22 protein-coding genes are annotated in these 20,421 nt (G+C 53.5%); 6 read left to right on the top strand and 16 right to left on the bottom strand.

Annotated elements, in window-relative coordinates; all coding sequences use genetic code 11:
- Nucleotides 1-9: 9 nt before the first annotated feature.
- The gene (locus AFK62_RS19775) at nt 10-885 is read right to left on the bottom strand and encodes an aldolase (RefSeq protein WP_053532101.1); all 876 of its coding nucleotides are present in this window, start codon (nt 883-885) and stop codon (nt 10-12) included.
- Nucleotides 886-908: 23 nt separating this feature from the next.
- Nucleotides 909-1,808 carry a sulfolactaldehyde 3-reductase gene (yihU, locus tag AFK62_RS19770; protein ID WP_007668047.1) on the bottom strand — a complete coding sequence of 300 codons (900 nt, stop codon included), beginning with the start codon at nt 1,806-1,808 and terminating at the stop codon, nt 909-911.
- 199 nt (nt 1,809-2,007) lie between these two features.
- Between yihU and AFK62_RS19765 the strand changes: the two genes are divergently transcribed.
- The 6 genes from AFK62_RS19765 to fabY all read left to right on the top strand — a co-directional run bounded on the left by AFK62_RS19765 (nt 2,008) and on the right by fabY (nt 6,738).
- Nucleotides 2,008-2,904, top strand: coding sequence for a sugar kinase (locus tag AFK62_RS19765; RefSeq protein WP_007668049.1), 897 nt, complete (start codon nt 2,008-2,010; stop codon nt 2,902-2,904).
- A 36-nt stretch (nt 2,905-2,940) separates the two neighbouring features.
- Nucleotides 2,941-3,747: a DeoR/GlpR family DNA-binding transcription regulator gene (locus tag AFK62_RS19760; RefSeq protein WP_007668052.1), complete on the top strand. Its 807-nt coding sequence runs from the start codon at nt 2,941-2,943 to the stop codon at nt 3,745-3,747.
- Nucleotides 3,748-3,855: 108 nt separating this feature from the next.
- Nucleotides 3,856-4,455 carry a glucose-1-phosphatase gene (gene yihX / locus AFK62_RS19755; RefSeq protein ID WP_007668056.1) on the top strand — a complete coding sequence of 200 codons (600 nt, stop codon included), beginning with the start codon at nt 3,856-3,858 and terminating at the stop codon, nt 4,453-4,455.
- Entirely contained in the window at nt 4,449-5,318 is an 870-nt protein-coding gene (locus tag AFK62_RS19750) for a virulence factor BrkB family protein (protein ID WP_007668060.1), read from the top strand. The genes yihX and AFK62_RS19750 overlap by 7 nt, the downstream gene beginning before the upstream one ends.
- Nucleotides 5,315-5,752 (top strand): D-aminoacyl-tRNA deacylase, encoded by a 438-nt coding sequence (dtd, locus tag AFK62_RS19745; RefSeq protein ID WP_007668063.1) that lies wholly within the window; start codon nt 5,315-5,317, stop codon nt 5,750-5,752. Before AFK62_RS19750 ends, dtd begins: the two co-directional genes overlap by 4 nt.
- Before the next feature lie 44 nt (nt 5,753-5,796).
- Nucleotides 5,797-6,738 carry a fatty acid biosynthesis protein FabY gene (gene fabY / locus AFK62_RS19740; protein WP_007668066.1) on the top strand — a complete coding sequence of 314 codons (942 nt, stop codon included), beginning with the start codon at nt 5,797-5,799 and terminating at the stop codon, nt 6,736-6,738.
- A 165-nt stretch (nt 6,739-6,903) separates the two neighbouring features.
- Here fabY and AFK62_RS19735 read toward each other — a convergent pair whose 3' ends face one another.
- From AFK62_RS19735 to AFK62_RS19670, 14 genes are all read right to left on the bottom strand, one after another.
- Nucleotides 6,904-8,586 carry an AsmA family protein gene (locus AFK62_RS19735; protein ID WP_007668069.1) on the bottom strand — a complete coding sequence of 561 codons (1,683 nt, stop codon included), beginning with the start codon at nt 8,584-8,586 and terminating at the stop codon, nt 6,904-6,906.
- A 123-nt stretch (nt 8,587-8,709) separates the two neighbouring features.
- Nucleotides 8,710-10,110: a nucleobase:cation symporter-2 family protein gene (locus AFK62_RS19730; protein WP_007668073.1), complete on the bottom strand. Its 1,401-nt coding sequence runs from the start codon at nt 10,108-10,110 to the stop codon at nt 8,710-8,712.
- 192 nt (nt 10,111-10,302) lie between these two features.
- Entirely contained in the window at nt 10,303-10,848 is a 546-nt protein-coding gene (locus AFK62_RS19725) for a fimbrial protein (protein ID WP_007668077.1), read from the bottom strand.
- Between the two features lie 83 nt (nt 10,849-10,931).
- Entirely contained in the window at nt 10,932-11,501 is a 570-nt protein-coding gene (locus AFK62_RS19720; protein WP_032984142.1) for a fimbrial protein, read from the bottom strand.
- A 47-nt stretch (nt 11,502-11,548) separates the two neighbouring features.
- Entirely contained in the window at nt 11,549-12,121 is a 573-nt protein-coding gene (locus AFK62_RS19715; RefSeq protein WP_053532100.1) for a fimbrial protein, read from the bottom strand.
- A 75-nt stretch (nt 12,122-12,196) separates the two neighbouring features.
- Nucleotides 12,197-12,763: a fimbrial protein gene (locus tag AFK62_RS19710; protein ID WP_007668082.1), complete on the bottom strand. Its 567-nt coding sequence runs from the start codon at nt 12,761-12,763 to the stop codon at nt 12,197-12,199.
- Between the two features lie 36 nt (nt 12,764-12,799).
- Nucleotides 12,800-13,378, bottom strand: coding sequence for a fimbrial protein (locus AFK62_RS19705; protein WP_032984144.1), 579 nt, complete (start codon nt 13,376-13,378; stop codon nt 12,800-12,802).
- Nucleotides 13,379-13,438: 60 nt separating this feature from the next.
- A complete protein-coding gene (locus AFK62_RS19700; protein WP_007668088.1) occupies nt 13,439-14,005 on the bottom strand; it encodes a fimbrial protein in 567 nt (188 codons plus the stop codon).
- A 72-nt stretch (nt 14,006-14,077) separates the two neighbouring features.
- Nucleotides 14,078-14,656: a fimbrial protein gene (locus AFK62_RS19695; protein ID WP_007668090.1), complete on the bottom strand. Its 579-nt coding sequence runs from the start codon at nt 14,654-14,656 to the stop codon at nt 14,078-14,080.
- A 139-nt stretch (nt 14,657-14,795) separates the two neighbouring features.
- Nucleotides 14,796-15,326, bottom strand: coding sequence for a fimbrial protein (locus AFK62_RS19690; protein ID WP_007668092.1), 531 nt, complete (start codon nt 15,324-15,326; stop codon nt 14,796-14,798).
- An 88-nt stretch (nt 15,327-15,414) separates the two neighbouring features.
- Nucleotides 15,415-16,401 carry a fimbrial protein gene (locus AFK62_RS19685; RefSeq protein WP_053532099.1) on the bottom strand — a complete coding sequence of 329 codons (987 nt, stop codon included), beginning with the start codon at nt 16,399-16,401 and terminating at the stop codon, nt 15,415-15,417.
- A complete protein-coding gene (locus AFK62_RS19680) occupies nt 16,401-18,860 on the bottom strand; it encodes a fimbria/pilus outer membrane usher protein (RefSeq protein ID WP_007680943.1) in 2,460 nt (819 codons plus the stop codon). The genes AFK62_RS19685 and AFK62_RS19680 overlap by 1 nt, the downstream gene beginning before the upstream one ends.
- A gap of 14 nt (nt 18,861-18,874) precedes the next feature.
- Entirely contained in the window at nt 18,875-19,582 is a 708-nt protein-coding gene (locus AFK62_RS19675; RefSeq protein ID WP_007680940.1) for a fimbrial biogenesis chaperone, read from the bottom strand.
- A gap of 74 nt (nt 19,583-19,656) precedes the next feature.
- Nucleotides 19,657-20,196: a fimbrial protein gene (locus tag AFK62_RS19670; protein ID WP_226991952.1), complete on the bottom strand. Its 540-nt coding sequence runs from the start codon at nt 20,194-20,196 to the stop codon at nt 19,657-19,659.
- Between the last annotated feature and the right edge of the window lie 225 nt (nt 20,197-20,421).

The raw sequence follows: 20,421 nt of genomic DNA, 5'->3' as shown, positions 1-20,421 counted from the left end.
GTTCTCCTTTCAGCGACGAGCCATCATGTCGTCAACCACTTCTCCTAAAAGACGCAGCTTCGGCAGCGCCACGTCGCGCAACATTAGTTCGTTATCTGGCAGCCCGATAACCGACGACCAGACGGCGCGGCCTGCGAGAAAACCACTGGCCCCCGCGCTCATCGCGATCCGCACAGCGCGCGGAAAGAGCTTTTCATCGACGCCCGAAGAGAGGATCACCCACGGCATATTGATCTGATCGTTGAGCCTCTGTGAGGCGCTCAGCAGCGCTTTTGCCTCCCCGCGACCGCACAGCGGCATTTCGACTTTGTAAAGATCGGCACCGCTGTCGCCCAGCTCTTTCGCGGCGTCGACAATCGCCTGTTCGCGGTCGAAGGTGTCGCCACGACGCGGCGGGCGCACCACCGGCTCGATAATGCTCAGCAGGCCCTGCGCGTGGCATTTCTCATTGAAGGCTTTCACCATCGCGAGACGCTGCATGGGATCTTCATCGCTGCGCCAGAGCACCAGCAGCTTGAGCGCTTTACCGCCGTGCTGGCGTACCGCCTTTGCATCGATAGCGTCATCCAGCGTCACGCTGTCGACGGGAATACCGTTGCCGGGAATAAACTGGTCGGCCGCGACGATCATCGCGCAGCTGTCGGCAATGGCATGCTGTTCAACCACTTGCGGGTAGCAAAACTGCCGGTCCACCAGAATGGCGGACGCGTAAGGAGAAAGTATGCGCGCCGCGTTGACCTTAAAATCGGTCAGCACGGAATCTGCCACAGGCGGCGTTGTACCCGCGGCAGCGAACATCAGGCGCATCGCTTCGCGCTGATCCACCGCCAGCATGGCGAATCCGCCCGACGGGCGGGCAATCTCTTTCAGGGAATACTGTTCCATAGACGTTTCCTTAAGGGTGAAGGTCAAAGCGTGGCCTGACGCGGGGTGAGCCCGGCGCTGACGCGAACCTGTTCTAAAATGGCGGACCAGTCCTGACGACCGCGTCCGCTGGCGCGCGCCTGGCTGTAAACCTCGCGCGATGCGGCGCCGAGCGGCATCGGCACGTGCAGCTGATTCGCCACATCCAGCGCGATGCCTAAATCTTTATGGGCAAGGTCAATCATGAAAGCGGGCGACAAATCGCCTTTGAGCACTTTGTTTGGCCATGAGGTGGTGAAATGGCCTTTGCCTGCTGGCGTGCCGCTCATCACCTGAAGCGCCACGTCAAATGAGAGGCCGAGCGCCTCGCACAGCACGGCGGCTTCGGCAGAGAGCGCATTGAGCGCGATGCTCATGTAGTTATTGATAAGCTTGACGCGAATACCCATGCCCGGCCCGCCCGCGCGGATAAGCTCTGAGCCCATCGCCATCAGTACCGGTTCGGCGCGTGTCACCTGTTCCGGCGTTCCGCCCGCCAGCAGTAAGAGCGTTCCCGATTTCGCGTGATCCGAGGTGCGGCCTACCGGCACATCCATCATGCTGAAGCCGTGTGCGGCGAGATCGTTAATCAGGCTGTCGGTCTGCAACGGGTGAATAGTGGACATATCTATCACCAGCGCCTCGCGGGTGAGCGTCTGGCACACGCCGTTTTCACCGAGCAGCACCTCACGCACCAGAGAGCCGTTCGGCAGCATGGTAATAACAAACTCTGCCTGTGCGGCAGCGGCCTGCGGCGTCGGGCAGGCCAGGGCGCCCTGGGCGGCGAGTGTGTCCACCGCCTGTTTATTCACATCGCAAACCTGCAATCGGTGCCCGTGGCGCAGCAGGTTCGCCGCCATCGGCGCGCCCATCTGCCCCAGTCCGATAAATGCAATTGTCGCCATAACATGCTCCTGTGAGAGTAAAATCGTGGTGTCAGTTTGGTCATATATGATGGATTGTTTCTGTCTGTTTATGAGCGTATTTGTAATTTAAAGTCAAAAAATTGACAGCTATCACTTTTTTACGATCCGGGAAAATTAAAATGCCGTTATGGTGAATGACGGGCGTTGGCCCGTTTTTAGCGCAAACAGAGAGGAAGCTATGGTTCGCATCGCGTGTGTGGGTATCGCCGTACAGGATCGTATTTATTCGCTGGAAGCCCTGCCGCACGAGGGTGGGAAATATGTGGCGCAGCAGTACCGGGAGGTAGGTGGCGGCCCGGCGGCCACGGCGGCGGTCGCTGCCGCGCGGCTTGGGGCGCAGGTGGATTTCATCGGGCGCACAGGCGATGACGCTACGGGCAGACAACTGCTGGCGGAACTGAACATGCTGGGCGTGAACACTGCCCTGTCTCGACAGGTGGCGGGCGGGCGCTCTTCGCAGTCGGCGATTCTGGTGGATGCCGCAGGCGAGCGGGTGATTGTGAACTATCCAAGCCCGGATCTCCCGGATAACGCCGACTGGCTGGAGACGATTGATTTTAGCCGCTACGACGCTGTACTGGCAGATGTTCGCTGGCACGATGGCGCGACGCGCGCCTTAACTCTGGCGCGCCAGGCGGGCGTGATGACGCTACTGGATGCTGATGTGACCCCGCAGGATATCCGATCGCTGGTGGCGTTAAGCGATCATGCGGCGTTTTCTGCGCCAGGCCTTACCCGTATCGCGCCCGGCAAAGGCCCGGAAGAAGGGCTGAAATGCGCAAAAATGCTCACAAATGGTCATGTCTATGTGACGGTAGGTAAAGCGGGCTGTCTGTGGCTTGAAGGCGAGACGCTGTGCCACCAGCCGGGCTTCACCGTGGAAGCCGTTGATACCACCGGCGCGGGCGATGTTTTTCACGGCGCGCTGGCGGTTATGCTGGCGCAGGGCCAGACGCCGCAAGAGGCAGTACGCTTCGCCAGCGCTGTTGCCGCGCTGAAATGTACTCGTCCCGGCGGACGTGCCGGCATCCCTGACTGTGATCAAACCCGCTCTTTTCTGTCACTTTTTGTATAAAATGCCCGGCGAGTAATGATTTTAAGGGGATCGTTCATGAGCCTTACCGGAATGACGGGCAATCCGCGTCACGATCAGCTGATTGGGCTTATCGCTGAGCGGGGGTATATGAATATCGATGAACTGTCGCAACTGCTGGAGGTTTCCACCCAGACGGTGCGGCGCGATATTCGCAAGCTAAGCGAACAGGGATTGATTACCCGACATCACGGCGGTGCCGGGCGCGCGTCGAGCGTGGTGAATACCGCCTTTGAACAGCGTGAAATCTCTATGACAGAAGAGAAACTCGCCATCGCGCAGGCCATTGCCGATTACGTGCCGGACGGCTCGACGCTGTTTATTACTATCGGTACAACGGTGGAGCAAATCGCCCGCGCGCTGCTCCATCACCAACATTTGCGGATCATCACCAACAGCCTGCGCGTGGCGCATATTCTCTACAAAAACAGCCGTTTTGAAGTTATGGTGCCCGGCGGCACGTTACGGGCGCACAATGGCGGCATTATCGGCCCGGGGGCGACGGCGTTTGTAGAAGGGTTTCGTGCGGATTATCTGATAACCAGTGTCGGTGCTATCGAGAGCGATGGCGAGTTGCTGGAGTTTGACGTGAACGAGGCGAACGTGGTGAAAGCCATGATGGCCCACTCGCGGCATATCTTACTGGCGGCCGATCATACGAAATACCACGCTTCGGCAGCAGTCAGTATTGGCAACCTTTCGCAGGCCACCGCGCTGTTTACCGACAAACAGCCAGGGGCGTCGCTGAACACCCTTTTAAAAGCCCACCAGGTTGAGCTGGTGCAGGCGGAATTGCCGAACGGCGACGACGAAAACGACCGTTAATTTTCAGTGCCCGCGCGCGGGGAATGCAAAACCCGCACGCTGGCGCATAGTCAAAGTTCCCCTTTCTCGCTACAGTTAACTTTCCATGGCCCGAAAGGAGAGTGAGTCATGCTCTATATCTTTGATTTAGGTAATGTCATTGTAGATATCGACTTTAACCGCGTGCTGGGCGTCTGGAGTGATTTCAGCCGCGTGCCACTGGCGAATCTGCGGCAGAATTTCTCCATGGGCGAGCCGTTTCATCAGCACGAGCGCGGCGAGCTAAGCGATGAGGATTTCGCGAAGGCGTTATGTGAAGAGATGGCCCTGCCGCTGAGCTACGAGCAATTCGCAGCGGGCTGGCAGGCCGTTTTTGTCGGGCTGCGCCCGGAAGTTATCACCATCATGCAGCAGTTGCGCGAGCAGGGGCATCGTGTGGTGGTGCTCTCCAATACCAACCGCCTCCATACGACGTACTGGCCGGAACAGTATCCGGAAGTAGGGGCCGCCGCCGATGCTATCTATCTTTCGCAGGAGATGGGCATGCGCAAGCCGGAGCCGGAAATCTACCAAAAAGTACTGGAACAGGAAGGCTTCAGCGCCCGCGACGCCGTCTTCTTCGACGATAATGAAGCGAATATCGATGGCGCGCGCAAAGCGGGCATTACCAGCGTGCTGGTCACCGATCGCAAAACCGTGCCTAACTATTTCTCGAACCCTGCATGTTAAGATCCGTTCATCAAAAAGCGGCCCGCCGAACCGGGCCGCTCATCGCCTGGCTCAAGCTGCTATGGGCCAGAATCGATGAAGACAATATGACGACGCTCGCCGGTAATCTGGCGTATGTGTCGCTGCTTTCTCTTGTGCCCTTTGTGGCCGTTATTTTCGCACTGTTCGCGGCATTCCCGATGTTTTCCGATGTCAGCCTTCAGCTGCGCCATTTCGTCTTCGCCAACTTTATGCCTGCCACGGGCGATATTATTCAGCGCTATATCGAACAGTTCGTGGCTAACTCCAGCAAGATGACGGCAGTAGGGGCGCTGGGGCTGATTGTTACCTCATTGCTGTTGATGTACGCCATCGACAGCGCGCTCAATGCCATCTGGCGCAGCACCCGTAAGCGCCCGAAAGTGTATTCTTTCGCGGTCTACTGGATGATCCTGACCCTCGGCCCGTTACTGGCGGGTGCCAGTCTGGTGATTAGTTCATATTTACTGTCGCTGCGCTGGGCGAGCGGCTTTACGACGATGATTGACGAGGTGCTGCGTATTTTTCCGCTGTTGTTGTCGTGGCTCTCCTTCTGGCTGCTTTACAGCGTGGTGCCGACAACGCGCGTGTCGGGCCGCGACGCGCTTATTGGCTCGCTGGTCGCCGCGCTCTTGTTTGAGCTTGGCAAAAAAGGCTTTGCGCTTTACATCACCATGTTCCCTTCTTATCAGCTTATTTACGGCGTACTGGCGGTGATCCCCATCTTGTTTGTCTGGGTCTACTGGACCTGGTGCATAGTCTTGCTTGGGGCGGAAATTACTGTCACTCTCGGGGATTACCGCCAATTACGACAAGCCGCCAGAGAAGAAGCTGAACCAGTATGATTGCATTAATTCAACGCGTGACCCACGCCAGCGTGCGCGTGGGCGAAGAAGTCACGGGTGAAATCGGACCGGGACTTTTAGTGCTGTTAGGTGTTGAAAAAGACGACGACGAGCAGAAAGCGAACCGACTGTGTGAACGCGTGTTGGGTTATCGCATCTTCAGCGACGAGCAGGGAAAAATGAACCTGAATGTCCAGCAGGCAGGCGGCAGCGTGCTTGTGGTATCGCAATTTACGCTGCCTGCGGATACTGAAAAAGGCCTGCGCCCGAGCTTTTCGCGCGGCGCGCCGCCGTCGCAGGCCGAAGCCCTTTACGACTATTTCGTCAGCCGTTGCCGTGAAACGGGCATAACCACCGAAACGGGACGTTTCGCCGCCGATATGCAGGTCTCGCTGACCAATGACGGCCCCGTGACTTTCTGGTTGCAGATATGAATCAGATGCCCTCATGGCCGCGGACAACTAGAGAGAGTACCGCTATGTATCACCTTCGTGTACCCGAAACAGAAGAAGAACTTGAGCGCTACTACCAGTTTCGCTGGGAGATGCTGCGTAAACCGCTGCATCAGCCGAAAGGCTCCGAGCGGGACGCTTATGATGCGATGGCCCACCATCAAATGGTGGTGGATGAAGAGGGCAACCCGGTTGCAATCGGGCGGCTGTATATCAATGCCGATAACGAAGGCTCGATCCGCTTTATGGCGGTCGACCCGGCGGTGCAGGAGAAAGGCCTCGGCACGCTGGTGGCGATGACGCTGGAGTCGGTCGCGCGCCAGGAAGGCGTCAAGCGCGTGGTCTGTAGTGCGCGTGAAGACGCGGTGGAATTTTTCGCTAAACTCGGTTTTGTGAACGAAGGCGAAATAACCACACCGCAAACCACGCCGCTGCGCCACTTTTTGATGATTAAACCGATAGCCTCGCTGGATGACATTCTGCACCGTGCCGACTGGTGTGCGCAGCTCCAGCAGGCGTGGTATCAGCATATTCCGCTCAGCGAAAAGATGGGCGTGCGCATTCTGCAATATACCGGGCAGAAATTTATCACCACGATGCCGGAGACCGGCAACCAGAACCCACACCATACGCTGTTCGCCGGCAGCCTGTTTTCACTGGCAACGCTGACGGGCTGGGGGCTTATCTGGCTGATGCTGCGTGAGCGTCACCTCGGTGGCACGATTATTCTGGCCGATGCGCATATCCGCTACAGCCGACCGATTACCGGCAAACCAGGCGCCGTCGCCGATTTAGGCTCGTTGAGTGGCGATCTGGACCGCCTGGCGCGGGGCCGTAAAGCGCGTGTGCAGCTTCAGGTGGAATTATCGGGTGACGAGACGCCTGGCGCGATATTTGAAGGGATTTATATTGTGCTGCCCGCAACGCCATTCGGACCGCTGGAAGCGGGCGGTAATGAAGAAGAATAGGGTGAGCGCGGGGTTGTGCCAGCACACGTGCGTGGTTTGAAGGGGCGCGCTTACTTGTTGCCCTGAAACGCCGCGTGGGACCCCGCCACATGTCTTACTCCCTCTCCCTTTGAGAGAGGGCTGGGGGGAGGGGAGTGGCGGGGGCGCGGCGCTTATCACTGAGCGTTACGCGCCCGGTACAACGCCGTTTTGCATGGTTTGCTGCACCTGCTGGCCGTTTGCACCGGTCACCTGAAACTGTCCGTTTACGCTCGGGCGCAGCGGCGCATCCGCCGCCAGGCTACCGCTCGCGGTGAGTTGAATATTTCCGTCACCTTCCATCGACACTTTTGGCCATCCCCACTGATGCAACACGTTGACCGGGACGGCCCGGCCATTCAGGCTCAGCGTGGTCATCCGCTGCGGCAACTGTGAAATGGTCGCGGTGGCCTGCAACATACCCTGTCCTGCAAACGCGCTCAGTTCGCTCACCGCGATAGTGGATGGATTCGCGTTCAGCGTCAGCGACGGGCGGCGTACGTCGACGCGGTTAAATGTCGCCGCGGCGGCATTCAGCGTGGCGTTGCCGTCCCAGATCCCCCATTCGCCGTTGCGCGCCAGCGCAAGGTTATTCCCCCACGCATCGAGCGCGGTAAGCTGGAACGGCCACTGTGGATCGATATCGATAATCAGATTGCGGCTGGCGGAAAACTTTTTCACCGTCACGCTTTGCAGCCAGGCGGGCAGTTTTTCCTGCCAGCGCTGTTTCCAGTCGGCGGGCAGGGTGTATTCCAGCCCCGCCAGCGCCAGTTCGTCCAGCGTCAGCGCACTACCGGCCCGTTGCCAGGTGCCGGATGTGCGTACCATACCGCCTTCCCAGCGTGAGCTGAACTGGCGTAGCGCCACGCCCTGCGCTGACAGATCGGCATTTACGATAGGGTCGAGGAAATGCAGCGAGCCATAAACCACCTCGCTGGCGTTCATGGATAATCGCCCGTCATCGCTCTGCCAGCTGCCGTTAGCGAGCGTCAGGTTACGCAGGCTGATATCCAGATCGGTTGCCGCCCAGCCCGGCCCTTCCAGGCGCGCGTCGGTCACCTCCACGCGCCCAAGCGCCAGCGATGGCAGCGTCGCGAGCGGCTTGAGCAGATCGCTCACCGATTTATCGGTTTGCAGGCGGATTTCACTTAAGCGCAGGTTATCAACTATCCAGCCACCGTTTGCGAGCCGCCGGGCGTTGCCAGTGAGCGCGCCGCGGGCGATATCGGCACCGAGATTGGTGATGGTCACCGCATCGTTATTAATGTCGCCCTGCACCAGCACATTGCTGGCGGGCATACCGTTTAAGGTCAGGGAGCCGGCGCTCAGCGCAATATCCGCCTTGCTGCCTAAGATTTTGCCGGCCTGCGGCCACCATGGGCTAATACCGCCGTTCACGCGCTGCGCGCTTAAATCCCAGCCTGTTTTCGGGCTGTTAAATGCCATGTCGCTCAGTTGAAGCCTGTCAGCGCGAAACGGCAGCGGCGCGGTGGAGGGCGATAAATTAAGGGTGCCTTTGTAGAGCAAAATGGTGTCGACGTGCATCGGGTCGGTAAGCTGGCGGCTGCTCAGCCCAATATCAACTTTTTGCGCTACCAGCGTGGCGGGCTGGCCGCGACGCCCGAACGTGACGTTTTTCAGCACCAGATGCGAAGGCGCGGAAAAGCTGTGGTCCATTTCATCAAAGATAATGTGATAGCCGCTGTGCTGGTTCACCCAGCCGGTTATCCAGCCTGCGCCCCAGCGCGTTTGCAGCAGGATATACAGGGCGGTAAGGATCAGCAGAACGGCAACGATCAGCGCAATGATGAGCTTTCCGAGAAATTTCATTGTCTTCCATCCTGTGTGCTTCCGATGAGGGATTTATGCACTATTCAGGCGAATTGCTCAAGGCGGGGATTGTCAACGGAGGTGTCAGCGATGGCGGCATGACGCCGCCATCGACAGGTGCGATCAGTCTTGAGCCTGTTTTTCCGGCGGGAAAATCAGATTCAGCACAATGGCGGTAATCCCCCCGGCGGCGATGCCAGAAGAGAGCAGGTTTTTCACCCAGTCCGGTGCGAACTGCAGGATGAGTGGCTGCTGCGAGACGCCCAGCCCGGCTGCCAGCGACAGCGCGATAATCATGATGGCGCGGCGGTTTAACGGCTCGCGGGAGACGATACGCACGCCGGAGGCCGCGATAGTGCCAAACATCACAATGGTCGCGCCGCCCAGTACCGGCTCAGGAATGTGCTGAACGAAGCCGCTGACTGCCGGGAAGAGGCCGAGCACAATCAGCATCAGCGCCACAACGAAACCTACATAGCGGCTGGCGACGCCGGTGAGCTGGATAACGCCGTTATTTTGCCCGAAGCAGGAGTTCGGGAAGGTGTTGAATACGGCGGAGACAAACGAGTTCAGGCCGTTTGCCAGAACGCCGCCCTTAAGGCGCTTCATATACAGCGGACCGGAAACCGGCTGTTCGGAGACGTCAGACGTCGCGGTGATATCGCCGATGGTTTCCAGCGAGGTGATCATGAAGACCAGCATCAGCGGCAGCAGCAGGTTCCAGTCGATGCCAAGCCCGTAATGCAGCGGCGTTGGGACCATAATCAGCGCGCTTTGTGCAGGCGCGGCGCTCTGCGGCAGCATATCCATTGCCCAGGCGAGCAGATAACCCACCGCCATGGCGATAACCAGCGAGGCGACGCGCAGGTAGGGGTTGCGCTGGCGATTGAGGAGAATAATCACCGCCAGCACCGCGCCCGCGAGCAGCAGGTTTTTCGGTGCGCCGAAGGTGTGGTCACTCATCGCCGCATAGCCGCCGCCGATAGACGTTAACCCCACCTGAATCAGCGACAAGCCGATAATCATCACCACGACGCCTGAGACCAGCGGCGTGATAATGCGGCGCGCCAGGTGCAGCACGCGGGAAATTACCATTTCGGTGCAGCTTGCCAGCATCAATGTGCCGAACAGCGCCGCCATCATCGTCGGCACATCCGCGCCGCCGTTTTTCAGCGCGGTACCGCCCATAATTAATGGCGCGACGAAGTTAAAGCTGGTGCCCTGAATCGATAAAAGCCCTGAGCCGACCGGCCCCCACGCTTTGATTTGAATAATCGATGCCACCCCAGAGGCGAACAGCGACATACTGATAATGTGCTGGGTATCCTGTGCCGGTAATCCGAGCGCCTGACAGATGAGCAGCGCGGGCGTGATCACCGCAACAAACATCGCCAGCAGATGCTGGCAGGCGGCAAACAGCGTTTGCGGCAGCGGCGGCCGGTCTTCGAGACGATAAATCAACTCACTGTTATGCGCGCGAGCAATCGGTTGCGCATTTTCAGACTCAACGGCGTTAACGGACATCGACGGCATTCCCCTGATGGAAAAGCGGAGATTTTATCGGACTGTTTGGTAAAAGCAAACGTTTGCCATTCATGGCGTGATTATTTTTATGGCAACGCAGGGCGGTGCCCGGCATCAAAAACAGAAAACGCGGCGGGAAGGACAACTAAGCAAGCGAAGCAGTGAAGTGCCCACTCCAGGTGGGCAGCGGGTTTAGATTTTATTCATCTCAATGGTGAGCGTTCCCTGCACAGCGCCAGCGCCAGGGGTGCCGTCCATCAATTTGACGATTTGCAGACCAATAGTTTGCGGCGGCTCCGTCGCGGGCAGCGTGCTCTGGTTGACCGTCATTAACGTGTCGTTGTTGTCATACAAACCAATGGCGACGCCTTGTGCGGCGCCTTCACCTTCTGCCGTGTTTCTTATGGCATTACCGCGGCTGGTATCCGCATCGCTGTAAAAGCGGAATTCGATCTTGCCGTCGTTTTTCGCTTTCTCGCAGTCGGCATCGCCATCGACACGCAGATGAATACGGTGTGGATTCGCTGCGGTTTGCGTCTCCTGGGTGTCCATGAGTGCCAGATCCGCATCAAGGCTAATCGTGTTTTCACTTAAATAGAGTTTGCACTGCCCTGCTGGCGCGTTGATTTGACCGGTGATATGGAGCGTCGCCGGCGTGTCTGCCGCCAGGACAGCCGTACCTGACAGGGTTGACAGCAGAACGGCCATAAGACTGGATTTGATAAACAGACGTTTCATTATCATTCCTTATCTAGTTGATATTAAGAATAAAATAACGTAAGGCCATCGCGAAAAGCCCATCCGGAGATGGGCGTGAGAAGTTACATATGAACGACTTCGATTGTGACGCTGCTCTGGATCTTGCCGGTCGTCGCGGTCTGGCCTTTTAGCTCAACGGGCTGGAGACCAATCGTAATAGAGGCGCTGTTTTCACCTGCATCCAGCGGTAACAACTCGGCCAGGCTAAGCGGTTTGCCCGTCTGATCGAAAATGCCGACGCCAACGCCAGTGGCTGCGTCTTCCCCCTGATACGTATTCGCCAGAACGGTACCATCGCTGCTATCCGGGGTACCGACGAATTTAATCGCCAGGCGGCCTTCATCCATTTGCTGCTCGCAGCTGTTGGCGTTGGCCTTGCCATCTACCGCAATCGTGACCGGTGCGGCGTTGGTGGCGCTATCTCCCTGATCGGCAAGACTTGAACCATCCGTATTCAAATTCACCGCGCTGGCGGTCGGCAGTGAAACTACGCAGCTGTTATAGACTTCCGGCGTCATTAGCTGGCCTGTAATAGACAGTGACGCGGAGGTGTCATTAGACGTTGCGGCATGAGCGGCGGAAGCAATCAAAAGCGCATAAGCGCCTACAGCAAAAAGCTGTTTTTTAAGCATATATTTTTACTCGAATAATCTATTTCGACGATGGCGAGTTAACGCAATTACAGCGTTACGAGTTCAAACGTCACGCTGCTTTGAATATCGCCGGGTGTGACGGTTTTGCCATTAAGCTTAACCATACCGACGCTAATCAATGTGTGGCCAGAAAAGCCCGCCTTTGACATATCAATAAAGCTATTAATTTTTTGCGTGGTGTCAGGGTCGGTAAATAAATTAATACCTACCCCCTGGGCGGCAGAATCACCGGCCATTGTATTCGCCAGCGTGTCATTTTCTGCGTCACCAGGAATACCGATGACTTTGATACCCAGATGCCCGTTGGCAATAAGTACACCACATGTATTATCGAAATTATAAATATTCCTGGATTTTACTGATATCAGTAACGGTGTTACATACCAGCTGTTGTATTCCCCCTGTTTAGGTAATGTGTTTGCCGTGTTGGTGAAAGCCATACTGTCCTTGCTCAGTTCAATATGGCAGATATCTTGTGGCACATTGACCAGTTGACCATGGATATTTAAATTGACCGGTGTGTCATTGGCGGTTGCGGCCCCTGCAAGGAAACTGCAAAATAAACCGCAACAGGCCATGATTGTCGTATTGCTTTTCATATTCCATCCTTATCAGATACAGCATTAAGCGTAATATCCTCAGAGGTAAGCGCGCCCCTGGAAGGGCGCGAAATATTACAAGCGAACAACCTCTACCGTCAGGTTACTTTGGATCTGTCCGCCTGCTGGGGATTGTCCATCGAGTTTCACCATTTGCAGATCGATTTCCATATTCCCCATGCTACCCGTATTCGTCAGTGGTAGCTGGCTGTTAACAGGAACCGATTTATTATCATGGAAAAGCTCTACGCCAATCCCCTGCGCAGCATTTTCATCAGACAGTGTATTACCCAGCGTCTGCCCGTTCGCGCTATCGGGAATACCTGTAAATTTCAGCGCGATTTGATGATTATTGATACGTTGCGTGCAGGTACTTTCAGGATTATCGCCCCTGACATAAATCAGAACCGGTGTAGCCTGAGCGCCATTATATACGCCCTCCGGCATCATCTTATCGAGCCGCGTATCCAGATTTATGCTGGTCATATTGCCAAAATCGATATGACAGTCGTCATTTTGCGAATCGGTGACCGCACCTGTAATTTGTAGAGTCGCAGCGGTATCGGTTGCTGCTGTGGCGTTGTGAGAAACTGCTGCCGCAAGCAGACCACACCAGAATATTGCCGAGAATTTAGTCTTCATATGCGTGTCTCTGCTACATATTTATAAAAGCTAAAATCAGAGATGAGCAACTTCAACCGTCAGGTTACTCTGGACATTCCCTACCGTGACGGTTTGTCCTTTTAACTTAACCATGGCCATGCCAATTATAGCGCTGCCACTATTAACGTTAGTTGTGGCATTAATCACGCTATTCAGCGGGATATATTTTCCCTGAATGTTAAAAATCCCGACACCGACGCCTGTTGCCGCATTGTCACCGGTTGATGTATTTGCAAGCGCGGTGCCTTCGCCATTATCAGCAGGTCCAGTCAATTTGAAGCCAACCTTACCCTCGATAATATCTCGTGAGCAATCGTCGACAGGGGATAATGATGGATTAATCGGATCAACGGATAATGTCACGCTGGAGATTATTTTGGCGTCTTCGCCCTGCAGGGGAATATCGTTAGCGACTTTAACGTCAGTTACACTGCTTCGTGAAAGTGAAACCGCACATCCTGAAGCCGCAGGATTTTCTTTTAAGCTCCCTTGTACGGTGAGTGAACGGCTGGTATCAGATAGCACAGATGCTGCATGTGCAGTACTCAGGAACATACATGTTGAAACTGCTATACCTGTAATAATATGCTTCATTTCAATGTCCTTTTTGTGAATATTAAAGCGCCCTGAACGAGCGCTTTAACGTTTTTGGTATTACAAACGAACAGCCTCGATAGTCAGCTGGCTTTGCACCATGCCGCCATTCGTAGACTTGTTTTTCAACTTCACTAATGCCAGACCAATTCCCGCGTTGCCAAGGGTGCCTTGATTTGATACCTGAACAGGAATCGTGCTGTTCAATGGGATCGGCTCCCCTTGCGGGGAATAAATACCGACACCAACGTTAACGGCACCAGTGGCTAATGTATTGGCAAGAACGGTATTTTCTACACTGTCGCCAATACCGGTTAACCGCAGAGCAAGCTGGTCCTGTGCGAGGCGTTGCGAGCATTGATCGCCTGGTTGTGCAGAGACAATCACACCAACCTGTTTAATTTGCTGCGTAGCGAGTTTATCGCCTTGCTGCGGGATATTTTTATCTGCCGTCAGGGCGACGCTATTTACAGAAAGTGAAATATTGCAATTCATTTTTACAGGTTGCAGATTAAGCATGCCGTGAACCTGCATTACTCCACTGATGTCTGTTGGCTGAATTTCAGCGCAGGCCATTCCTGAAACTAACGAGATAGCGGCAGCCAGGCTGCCAATGATTTTCTTCATTGTTTATTCCTTTTAATTTATTAAGCGTTGATACCTGTAACCGTGGTGCTTAATAACGCTGAGGATTTATTTTTAAATATGAGCGACTTCAATCGTGAGCGCGGCGGCGACCAGACCAGCGGTTGGTGTCTGATTTTTCAGCTTTACCAGACCTACGCTGATTTCGCCAATACCGGCTTCACCGCCCGAATCGAGAAGATTCACAACGCTATTTAACGGAACGGGTTCGCCTTCGGTATCGTAAATACCGACGCCTACGCCTTGTGCACCGCCGGTCGCTTGTGTGTTAGCGAGGACGGTATTTTCCACGCTGTCACCGACGCCTGTGACTTTAAACGCAATGTGACCGTCAGCAAGCTCCTGTGTGCAGGCATCATAAGGTGCTACCGTCGGTGCAAGCGATCTGATCACCAGATTAACGGATGATGCATTCACGGCTTTATCACCCTGCGACGGCATATCCGCCAGGTTGCTGTTTAAGGCGACGCTTCCTTTATCAAGCGTGACCGTACAACCAGCGATTTGCGGAGTCTCGTGAAGATTGCCTTTCACGGTCAGGTTCGCGCTAATATCGTTAGAGTCAGTGGAGGCGTGTGCCGCACCCAGCATTAAAAAGGTCGACGCTGCGACGCAAAATAACGCTTTTTTCATTGCATGTCCTTATGGATTATTTATCTCAATACCAGCAATAAATCCTGGTGTTGAATAACCGAATAACGATGCCTGCAATTGCAGCCACCGTTATCTCAATTCAATGAAGAAAAAGCCCATCCTGTGATGGGCTTTGGAATTACATACGTTCGATCTGTACGGTCAGTGAGCCGAGCAGGCTACCTGCGACAGGCGTTTGTCCGTCCAGTTTCACCATCTGCAGCTTGAATTTGTCTGCCTGGGAAGCCAGCAGCGTATCGCTATTGATTTTCACCGGTGCGTTAGCTTCATCAAAAATACCAATACCAACGCCAGTTGCCGCGCCAGCAGTTACATCGCTGTTCGCCAGGGAGGTGCCAGCAGCATTATCCGCAACACCGACAAATTTATAAGCGATGTGATTTTCTTCGACCAGATTCGCGCAGCCTTCGCCAGTGACGCTGACAGTGACTTCATTAGCATGGGTCGCGGTTTGGTTCTGACCAACCAGGTTGGTGATATCGTCTTCCAGATTTACCGTGGTAGAACCCAGTTGAACTGCGCAGGATGCCGACGGTGCAGTGACGGTACCGGTGATATTCAGCGTTGCAGACGTGTCGTTACCTGCGGCCTGTGCGGAGCCCATTGCGAAAAGTGCGGAAACGGCGAAGCCAATCAGTGTTTTTTTCATAATAAATATCCTTTTTTATTTCCATGAATGTATAAAATAAGCGAAGCATATTCACTCGATTGAGAAAATCCTGCTTCCGTATTTCTTTTTATAAATAATTAATTCGCATTGTTATTTGTGTTTTAACCTGGCCGCCAGAAATTTTGGCGTTAGTTTTTGCATAACGTAATGCAAGTGGCAAAGGAAACGTATTCTGTTGTGTAGGCAGGAGAATATTTAAAGGTTCATCAGGTGACATTACGCTACCGTTATAAAGCATTTCTATTCCGACGCCTTGTGCTGCATTCTCCTCCGCCACGTTTTTAAAGATGGTTTTGGTTGTTGCATCCGTTACACCTTCAACATTAATGCTCGCCTTTTGTGTATTAATACAATTTAAATTTACGCTAACCGGGTACGTCGCTTCTTTACCGCCTTGCGCCAGCTTACCGGCATCGATAGGAGGCAGCGTGATTTGCGGGCTGGTAATCTGGATCGCGCAATGGGCTTGTGCGGCAATAATTCTCATCGTCAGGCTGACAACCAGCGAATTGTCCGCCAGCGTCAGTAACGATGGAATACGGAAATCCATATTCCCTGAGGGCGTAACTGCGCCAGTCTTAATTACTTCCAGGCGCAGAGAAATGTCATCCGTACTGACAGTTTTATCGCTAAGGTCGATACCTGAGGCGGTAAAAGGGAATGCCCACTCTCTTTTTCCTGCACCTGGTTTAGCGTAAATGGCGGTGATCCTGACCCCCAGACCGTTGACGGTCGTGGCATAAATATTCTTTCCACTCTGGGCGCCTGGAATGCGGCCTGCCAGTTTTTTACGAATGGCATCAAGGCATTGCATATTAATATTTTTATGCACGCCCGAAAGCAAAGAGAGCGGCGCCTCTTTTTTATATAAAACGGTGCCGCTTGCCGCACTGCTGGTCGTCAACGGTAGCTGCACCGCAACCGGCACATTCAGATTCACATGGTCGCCTGCGGTATTCAGCTTGCACTCATCGGCTTTGGCGGTGTGCAACGTGCTTACCAACATGGCCGCGGCCATTACACCAGACAAAGAATAACGTGAGCTCCGTTTCATCAGTGACACTCCGTCGTCACCAGCACAATAGGTGCTTTGCCTTTTGGCGGTAGGTTAAAGGGGGCCTTACAATATTGATGGTCGCCCCATGAAACAGTAAGCACGCCACTATCTGGCGCGGCGTTCAGGTAAACCTGACCACCATCGCCCAGATAGAAGGCATCATCCTGACCTTCAATTTTGACGCGTGCGCCAAAGGGCGGATTTGTGCCGTTATAGGTTACCGTCGCCACCGCTTTACGTCCGGTGATGGGTTTAAATTCAGCCATCACCACGGCATCTTTTGTCGGCACGACTTCCGCTGATGTACTTACAAAATCGAGCGATTTGTCGGCGTTGCGCGTATCAATTTCCAGCTGGTTACGACGGTAAGCCTGAACATCAGGCATCAGTGCGTAACCACGACTGTCGGTAATAACATTCTGGCCACTGCTAAGCGGGAGATCGGCAGCACCTGGTGCTGCGATAAGCGCCATGCTGTTGCTGGTAAAACGTCCGGCAGTAATGCCATGACGATGTGCTATCACACTGCCGGAGGCATTCCATGACAGATAATTATTTCTGTCAGCGTTATAGGTAACGCTGGCATCGCCGTAACGGCCCTGATAATCCACGCCCACCGACGCAGTTTGCGTATCGCTCTGCTGATGCTGTGATGCTTCCGTAAGCTGAGCGTTCCAGTTGAGATCGCTGTTATCGCCAAAACGTCCCGACAGCCCGAGTTGGTTAGACATATCGCCCTGCAGGCTGCTGGTCGCCGTATAGTTAGCGGTCGGTTGCAACGTGGGATAAGCTTCGCTGAAGGGCACTGAGAGCGTCATTGAAAGCTGTTTATCCCACTCTGGCGCGTCGCTTTCGCGTGACATACTGAACGCCAGAGACAGGCTGAGAAGATGGAACGATCCGCTCCATCCCAGTTGCCAGGAGCGGGAGACGCTGCGATCACCATTTTCCGTTCGTGACAACGTTGCATATAAGCTATGTTCGTCGTTAATGTTTTGATTAAGCGATAAGTTATATTCCCGGCGTTTACGTTCACCTGGCATTATCGCTTCGTTGTCCGCCCAGTCCTGAAAGGAAGAGTAATCGTCATAGTAATAACGGTTATCCAGCCGGATTTGAGTATCTCCATCAGCCAGCGTGTTGCGATAGGTCAGGCGTACCATTTTTCCGTCCGCAATCTTTTGATTGCTGTGCTGGCCTTCACTTTTCGTCACATCAATCGCGATGCCGCCAAAACGCTTCATATCGAAACCGATCCCAGCATTAAAAGCTTTAAAACGCTCGTGATACTGAGCGCCTCCGTAAAGCGTGGTATTTAATGGGAGGCCCCAGGCCAGTGTGGCCTGTAGCAGCCGCGGATCGTGTTCTCCGTTAGTCGGGCCGGTCATTTTGTAACGCCCCATCACCAGGCTGTATTTCACTTGTTTGGCTCGCAGCAACTGCGGCACGCTTGAATACGCGACCGTCGTATGGGTTTCTGATCCATCCGCTTCTTTAACGGTCACGTCCAGCTTGCCGCCGTCGGAGACGGAAGACAGATCGTTAATGACGAAAGGCCCTGGCGGTACAGAGCGCTGGTAAACGATGCTGCCATGATCGCGTACGGTGACCTGCGCGTTGCTTTTGGCGATACCGCGAATCACGGGAGCGAAACCATCCATTTGATCGGGCAACATATCGGTGTCGGATGAAAGCTGTACGCCACGTAATACCAGGCTATCGAAAATATCGCCCGGCGTACTGGCGTCACCCAGGGTCAGTTCGCCTTTAAGCGCGCGCACGGCAGTCTCCAGATAATTGGAAACACTTTTCCAGCCTTCATCCTTACTGAGCGTTGAGTTATTACGATAACGCCAGCGCCCAATATTGATGCCATTGGTCAGATTGGCGAAAACCGAATCCTGTGTCCCTGCGCTTCGGGTAATATATTGCTGGCCTGATAATTGATAAGTGTTCACAAAGGCCGGAATACCATCATCCCATTCCTCTTCAGGCACACCCATAACTGTTTCATCAAGTAATACTGTCTGCGGAATATTTATGCTGAGCTTTAACTGAGAAAAATCGAAATCAACTTTCATTCCGGGCACTTGCTCTTCAGCAGACGCACAGGCTTTCGTGGCCTCGTTATCTTTCGCTTTAGCATCTATTTTGCTCATATCCACACCCAGCTTTTTATAGGCTTCGAACGAGAGGCACGGCATTAACCGTTTCTCTTTGTCTAATTCGAACCTTATGCTGCTGACCATGACCGCTTTGCCATTAACATCGATATGTACCCGATACGTCCCTGGAGGCTGATACCCCTGGCTTAACAGGGATGTGTCAGTAATAGCAGACTGACCATTTACTGCCTGAAGTAACCCTGGATCAAAATACTCGCCAGCAAATACACTGCGGCAAATAATCGCAGAACTCACAATAGAGGCGATGAGTTTAACTTTCGCGCCGCACATAACATCTCAACTCATTAGTCAAGATGCTGAGAATATGTTTTCGTCGTGCCACCAAAGTCATTAATTGCTTCCCACTGAACCTCAGCGCCGCTTTGCGGTGTATGTTTCAGGGTGTAGCTCTTTTTACCAAATGGAGGGATAACAGTATTATTGTCAATAACGGATACCTTAATTAACTCTTTATCGATATCAATTTTGCTCAATACCAGGTTAAAAGGTGAGTTATTATTTACAGTTATCGTATTACCTGCGCGTGTCCACTGGGCATTTTTAATCGCCTCGCCTGCATCGCCTTTCAGTCCTGCCGGGCGGAAGAAGAATTTAATACGGTTGTTAATGGCCAGCACCATACGATTCTGCACTTGCGATTCTTCATCGTTAAGCCCGGGTACGCCTTTAACATCCAGCCACAGTAATGTTTCTTTGTCCGTTGGTAAGCCATGACCGAGATACATGACACGAATAACGTTATCGCTCTTAGGTGCCAGGCGGAAAAGCGGCGGCGTAACAACAAAAGGCAAGTTTTGTTTTGCTGTACTATTTCCTGAATCCAGCCATGTTTGAATTAGATAGGCGCGGTCTTCATCACTATGCACCGTCACAGACGCATCGCCATCCGCCTCATTATAAACAACACGATCGGCATTCAACGTAAGGGCGCTGCTGGCAATGCCTGACCATAACGCGACAGGCAACAGCGCTGTCAGCAACAGTTTTTTCATTCGATTAATCCATTAATAGTGTTTTGAAAGTTAAGCCCGCCAAATCATTTGGGGGTGAGTTAAATCCTGGCGTTTTATAAACGAACCATTTCAACCGTCAGGTTGGCTTGCACATTCCCCGCCCGTGAATCTCGATCGGCACGTTTTGCCATCGCTAAATGGAAAGGAAAATGGCGATGATAAATATCTTCGTAAACCTGCTCTACGCCAGTATTTGGCGTAATAATCGATCCCTGCGCGTCGTAAATATTTACGGCTATGCCTTCTGCGGCACCTTCACCCGTGAAGCTATTCGCCAGCGCCTGGCCAGACTCATCCGTAGCGCCAATAAACTTCACGCCATAGTTATCCTGAGCACAGCCTTCGCCTGAAAAATTAACGAAATATGTGTCTTGTGTTTTCACCTCCTGGCTTGATGAACCGATATAAGGCAGCATGTTAAGAGCTGCCTGCCCTAACTCTGCTACAGTATGATCAAGTGCCAGTGTGCATGTCGCTGGCGTCCCGTTTAAGGCCCCGGTGATGTTAAGTGTTGCGGCGTTATCTTCAGCAAACGCACTTCCGCTAATTAATATGCAACTCATAAATGCAATTAATGTACTTTTGTTCATCATGTTATCTCACTTATGCTATTCATACTTATGGGTATTTATTCTTTATGCAGTAAACACCTGTGCTCGAGGAGCAATAAAATAACCATGATAGTGCTGACTTACCTTGAGCGGGGCGCTGATGTTAATGCGCTGACAATAAACTGACAACATCTAATAAAATAATTCGCTTATAATAGACATCAATTCCATTGCGCATTGTTATGCAAATTGTGCGGGTTGATATCG

Source organism: Cronobacter condimenti 1330 (assembly GCF_001277255.1).
Classification (GTDB): Bacteria; Pseudomonadota; Gammaproteobacteria; order Enterobacterales; family Enterobacteriaceae; genus Cronobacter; species Cronobacter condimenti.
This window is presented reverse-complemented; position numbering and strand designations above follow the sequence as displayed.

Coding starts and splice junctions, on each gene's coding strand:
- dtd (WP_007668063.1), top strand. CDS start 5,315: ATGATTGCATTAATTCAACGCGTGACCCACGCCAGCGTGCGCGTGGGC.
- AFK62_RS19680 (WP_007680943.1), bottom strand. CDS start 18,860: ATGTGCGGCGCGAAAGTTAAACTCATCGCCTCTATTGTGAGTTCTGCG.
- AFK62_RS19695 (WP_007668090.1), bottom strand. CDS start 14,656: ATGAAAAAAGCGTTATTTTGCGTCGCAGCGTCGACCTTTTTAATGCTG.
- AFK62_RS19685 (WP_053532099.1), bottom strand. CDS start 16,401: ATGAAACGGAGCTCACGTTATTCTTTGTCTGGTGTAATGGCCGCGGCC.
- fabY (WP_007668066.1), top strand. CDS start 5,797: ATGTATCACCTTCGTGTACCCGAAACAGAAGAAGAACTTGAGCGCTAC.
- AFK62_RS19725 (WP_007668077.1), bottom strand. CDS start 10,848: ATGAAACGTCTGTTTATCAAATCCAGTCTTATGGCCGTTCTGCTGTCA.
- AFK62_RS19730 (WP_007668073.1), bottom strand. CDS start 10,110: ATGTCCGTTAACGCCGTTGAGTCTGAAAATGCGCAACCGATTGCTCGC.
- AFK62_RS19760 (WP_007668052.1), top strand. CDS start 2,941: ATGAGCCTTACCGGAATGACGGGCAATCCGCGTCACGATCAGCTGATT.
- AFK62_RS19720 (WP_032984142.1), bottom strand. CDS start 11,501: ATGCTTAAAAAACAGCTTTTTGCTGTAGGCGCTTATGCGCTTTTGATT.
- AFK62_RS19670 (WP_226991952.1), bottom strand. CDS start 20,196: ATGATGAACAAAAGTACATTAATTGCATTTATGAGTTGCATATTAATT.
- AFK62_RS19700 (WP_007668088.1), bottom strand. CDS start 14,005: ATGAAGAAAATCATTGGCAGCCTGGCTGCCGCTATCTCGTTAGTTTCA.
- AFK62_RS19765 (WP_007668049.1), top strand. CDS start 2,008: ATGGTTCGCATCGCGTGTGTGGGTATCGCCGTACAGGATCGTATTTAT.
- AFK62_RS19750 (WP_007668060.1), top strand. CDS start 4,449: ATGTTAAGATCCGTTCATCAAAAAGCGGCCCGCCGAACCGGGCCGCTC.
- AFK62_RS19775 (WP_053532101.1), bottom strand. CDS start 885: ATGGAACAGTATTCCCTGAAAGAGATTGCCCGCCCGTCGGGCGGATTC.
- yihX (WP_007668056.1), top strand. CDS start 3,856: ATGCTCTATATCTTTGATTTAGGTAATGTCATTGTAGATATCGACTTT.
- AFK62_RS19705 (WP_032984144.1), bottom strand. CDS start 13,378: ATGAAGCATATTATTACAGGTATAGCAGTTTCAACATGTATGTTCCTG.
- yihU (WP_007668047.1), bottom strand. CDS start 1,808: ATGGCGACAATTGCATTTATCGGACTGGGGCAGATGGGCGCGCCGATG.
- AFK62_RS19715 (WP_053532100.1), bottom strand. CDS start 12,121: ATGAAAAGCAATACGACAATCATGGCCTGTTGCGGTTTATTTTGCAGT.
- AFK62_RS19675 (WP_007680940.1), bottom strand. CDS start 19,582: ATGAAAAAACTGTTGCTGACAGCGCTGTTGCCTGTCGCGTTATGGTCA.
- AFK62_RS19735 (WP_007668069.1), bottom strand. CDS start 8,586: ATGAAATTTCTCGGAAAGCTCATCATTGCGCTGATCGTTGCCGTTCTG.
- AFK62_RS19710 (WP_007668082.1), bottom strand. CDS start 12,763: ATGAAGACTAAATTCTCGGCAATATTCTGGTGTGGTCTGCTTGCGGCA.
- AFK62_RS19690 (WP_007668092.1), bottom strand. CDS start 15,326: ATGAAAAAAACACTGATTGGCTTCGCCGTTTCCGCACTTTTCGCAATG.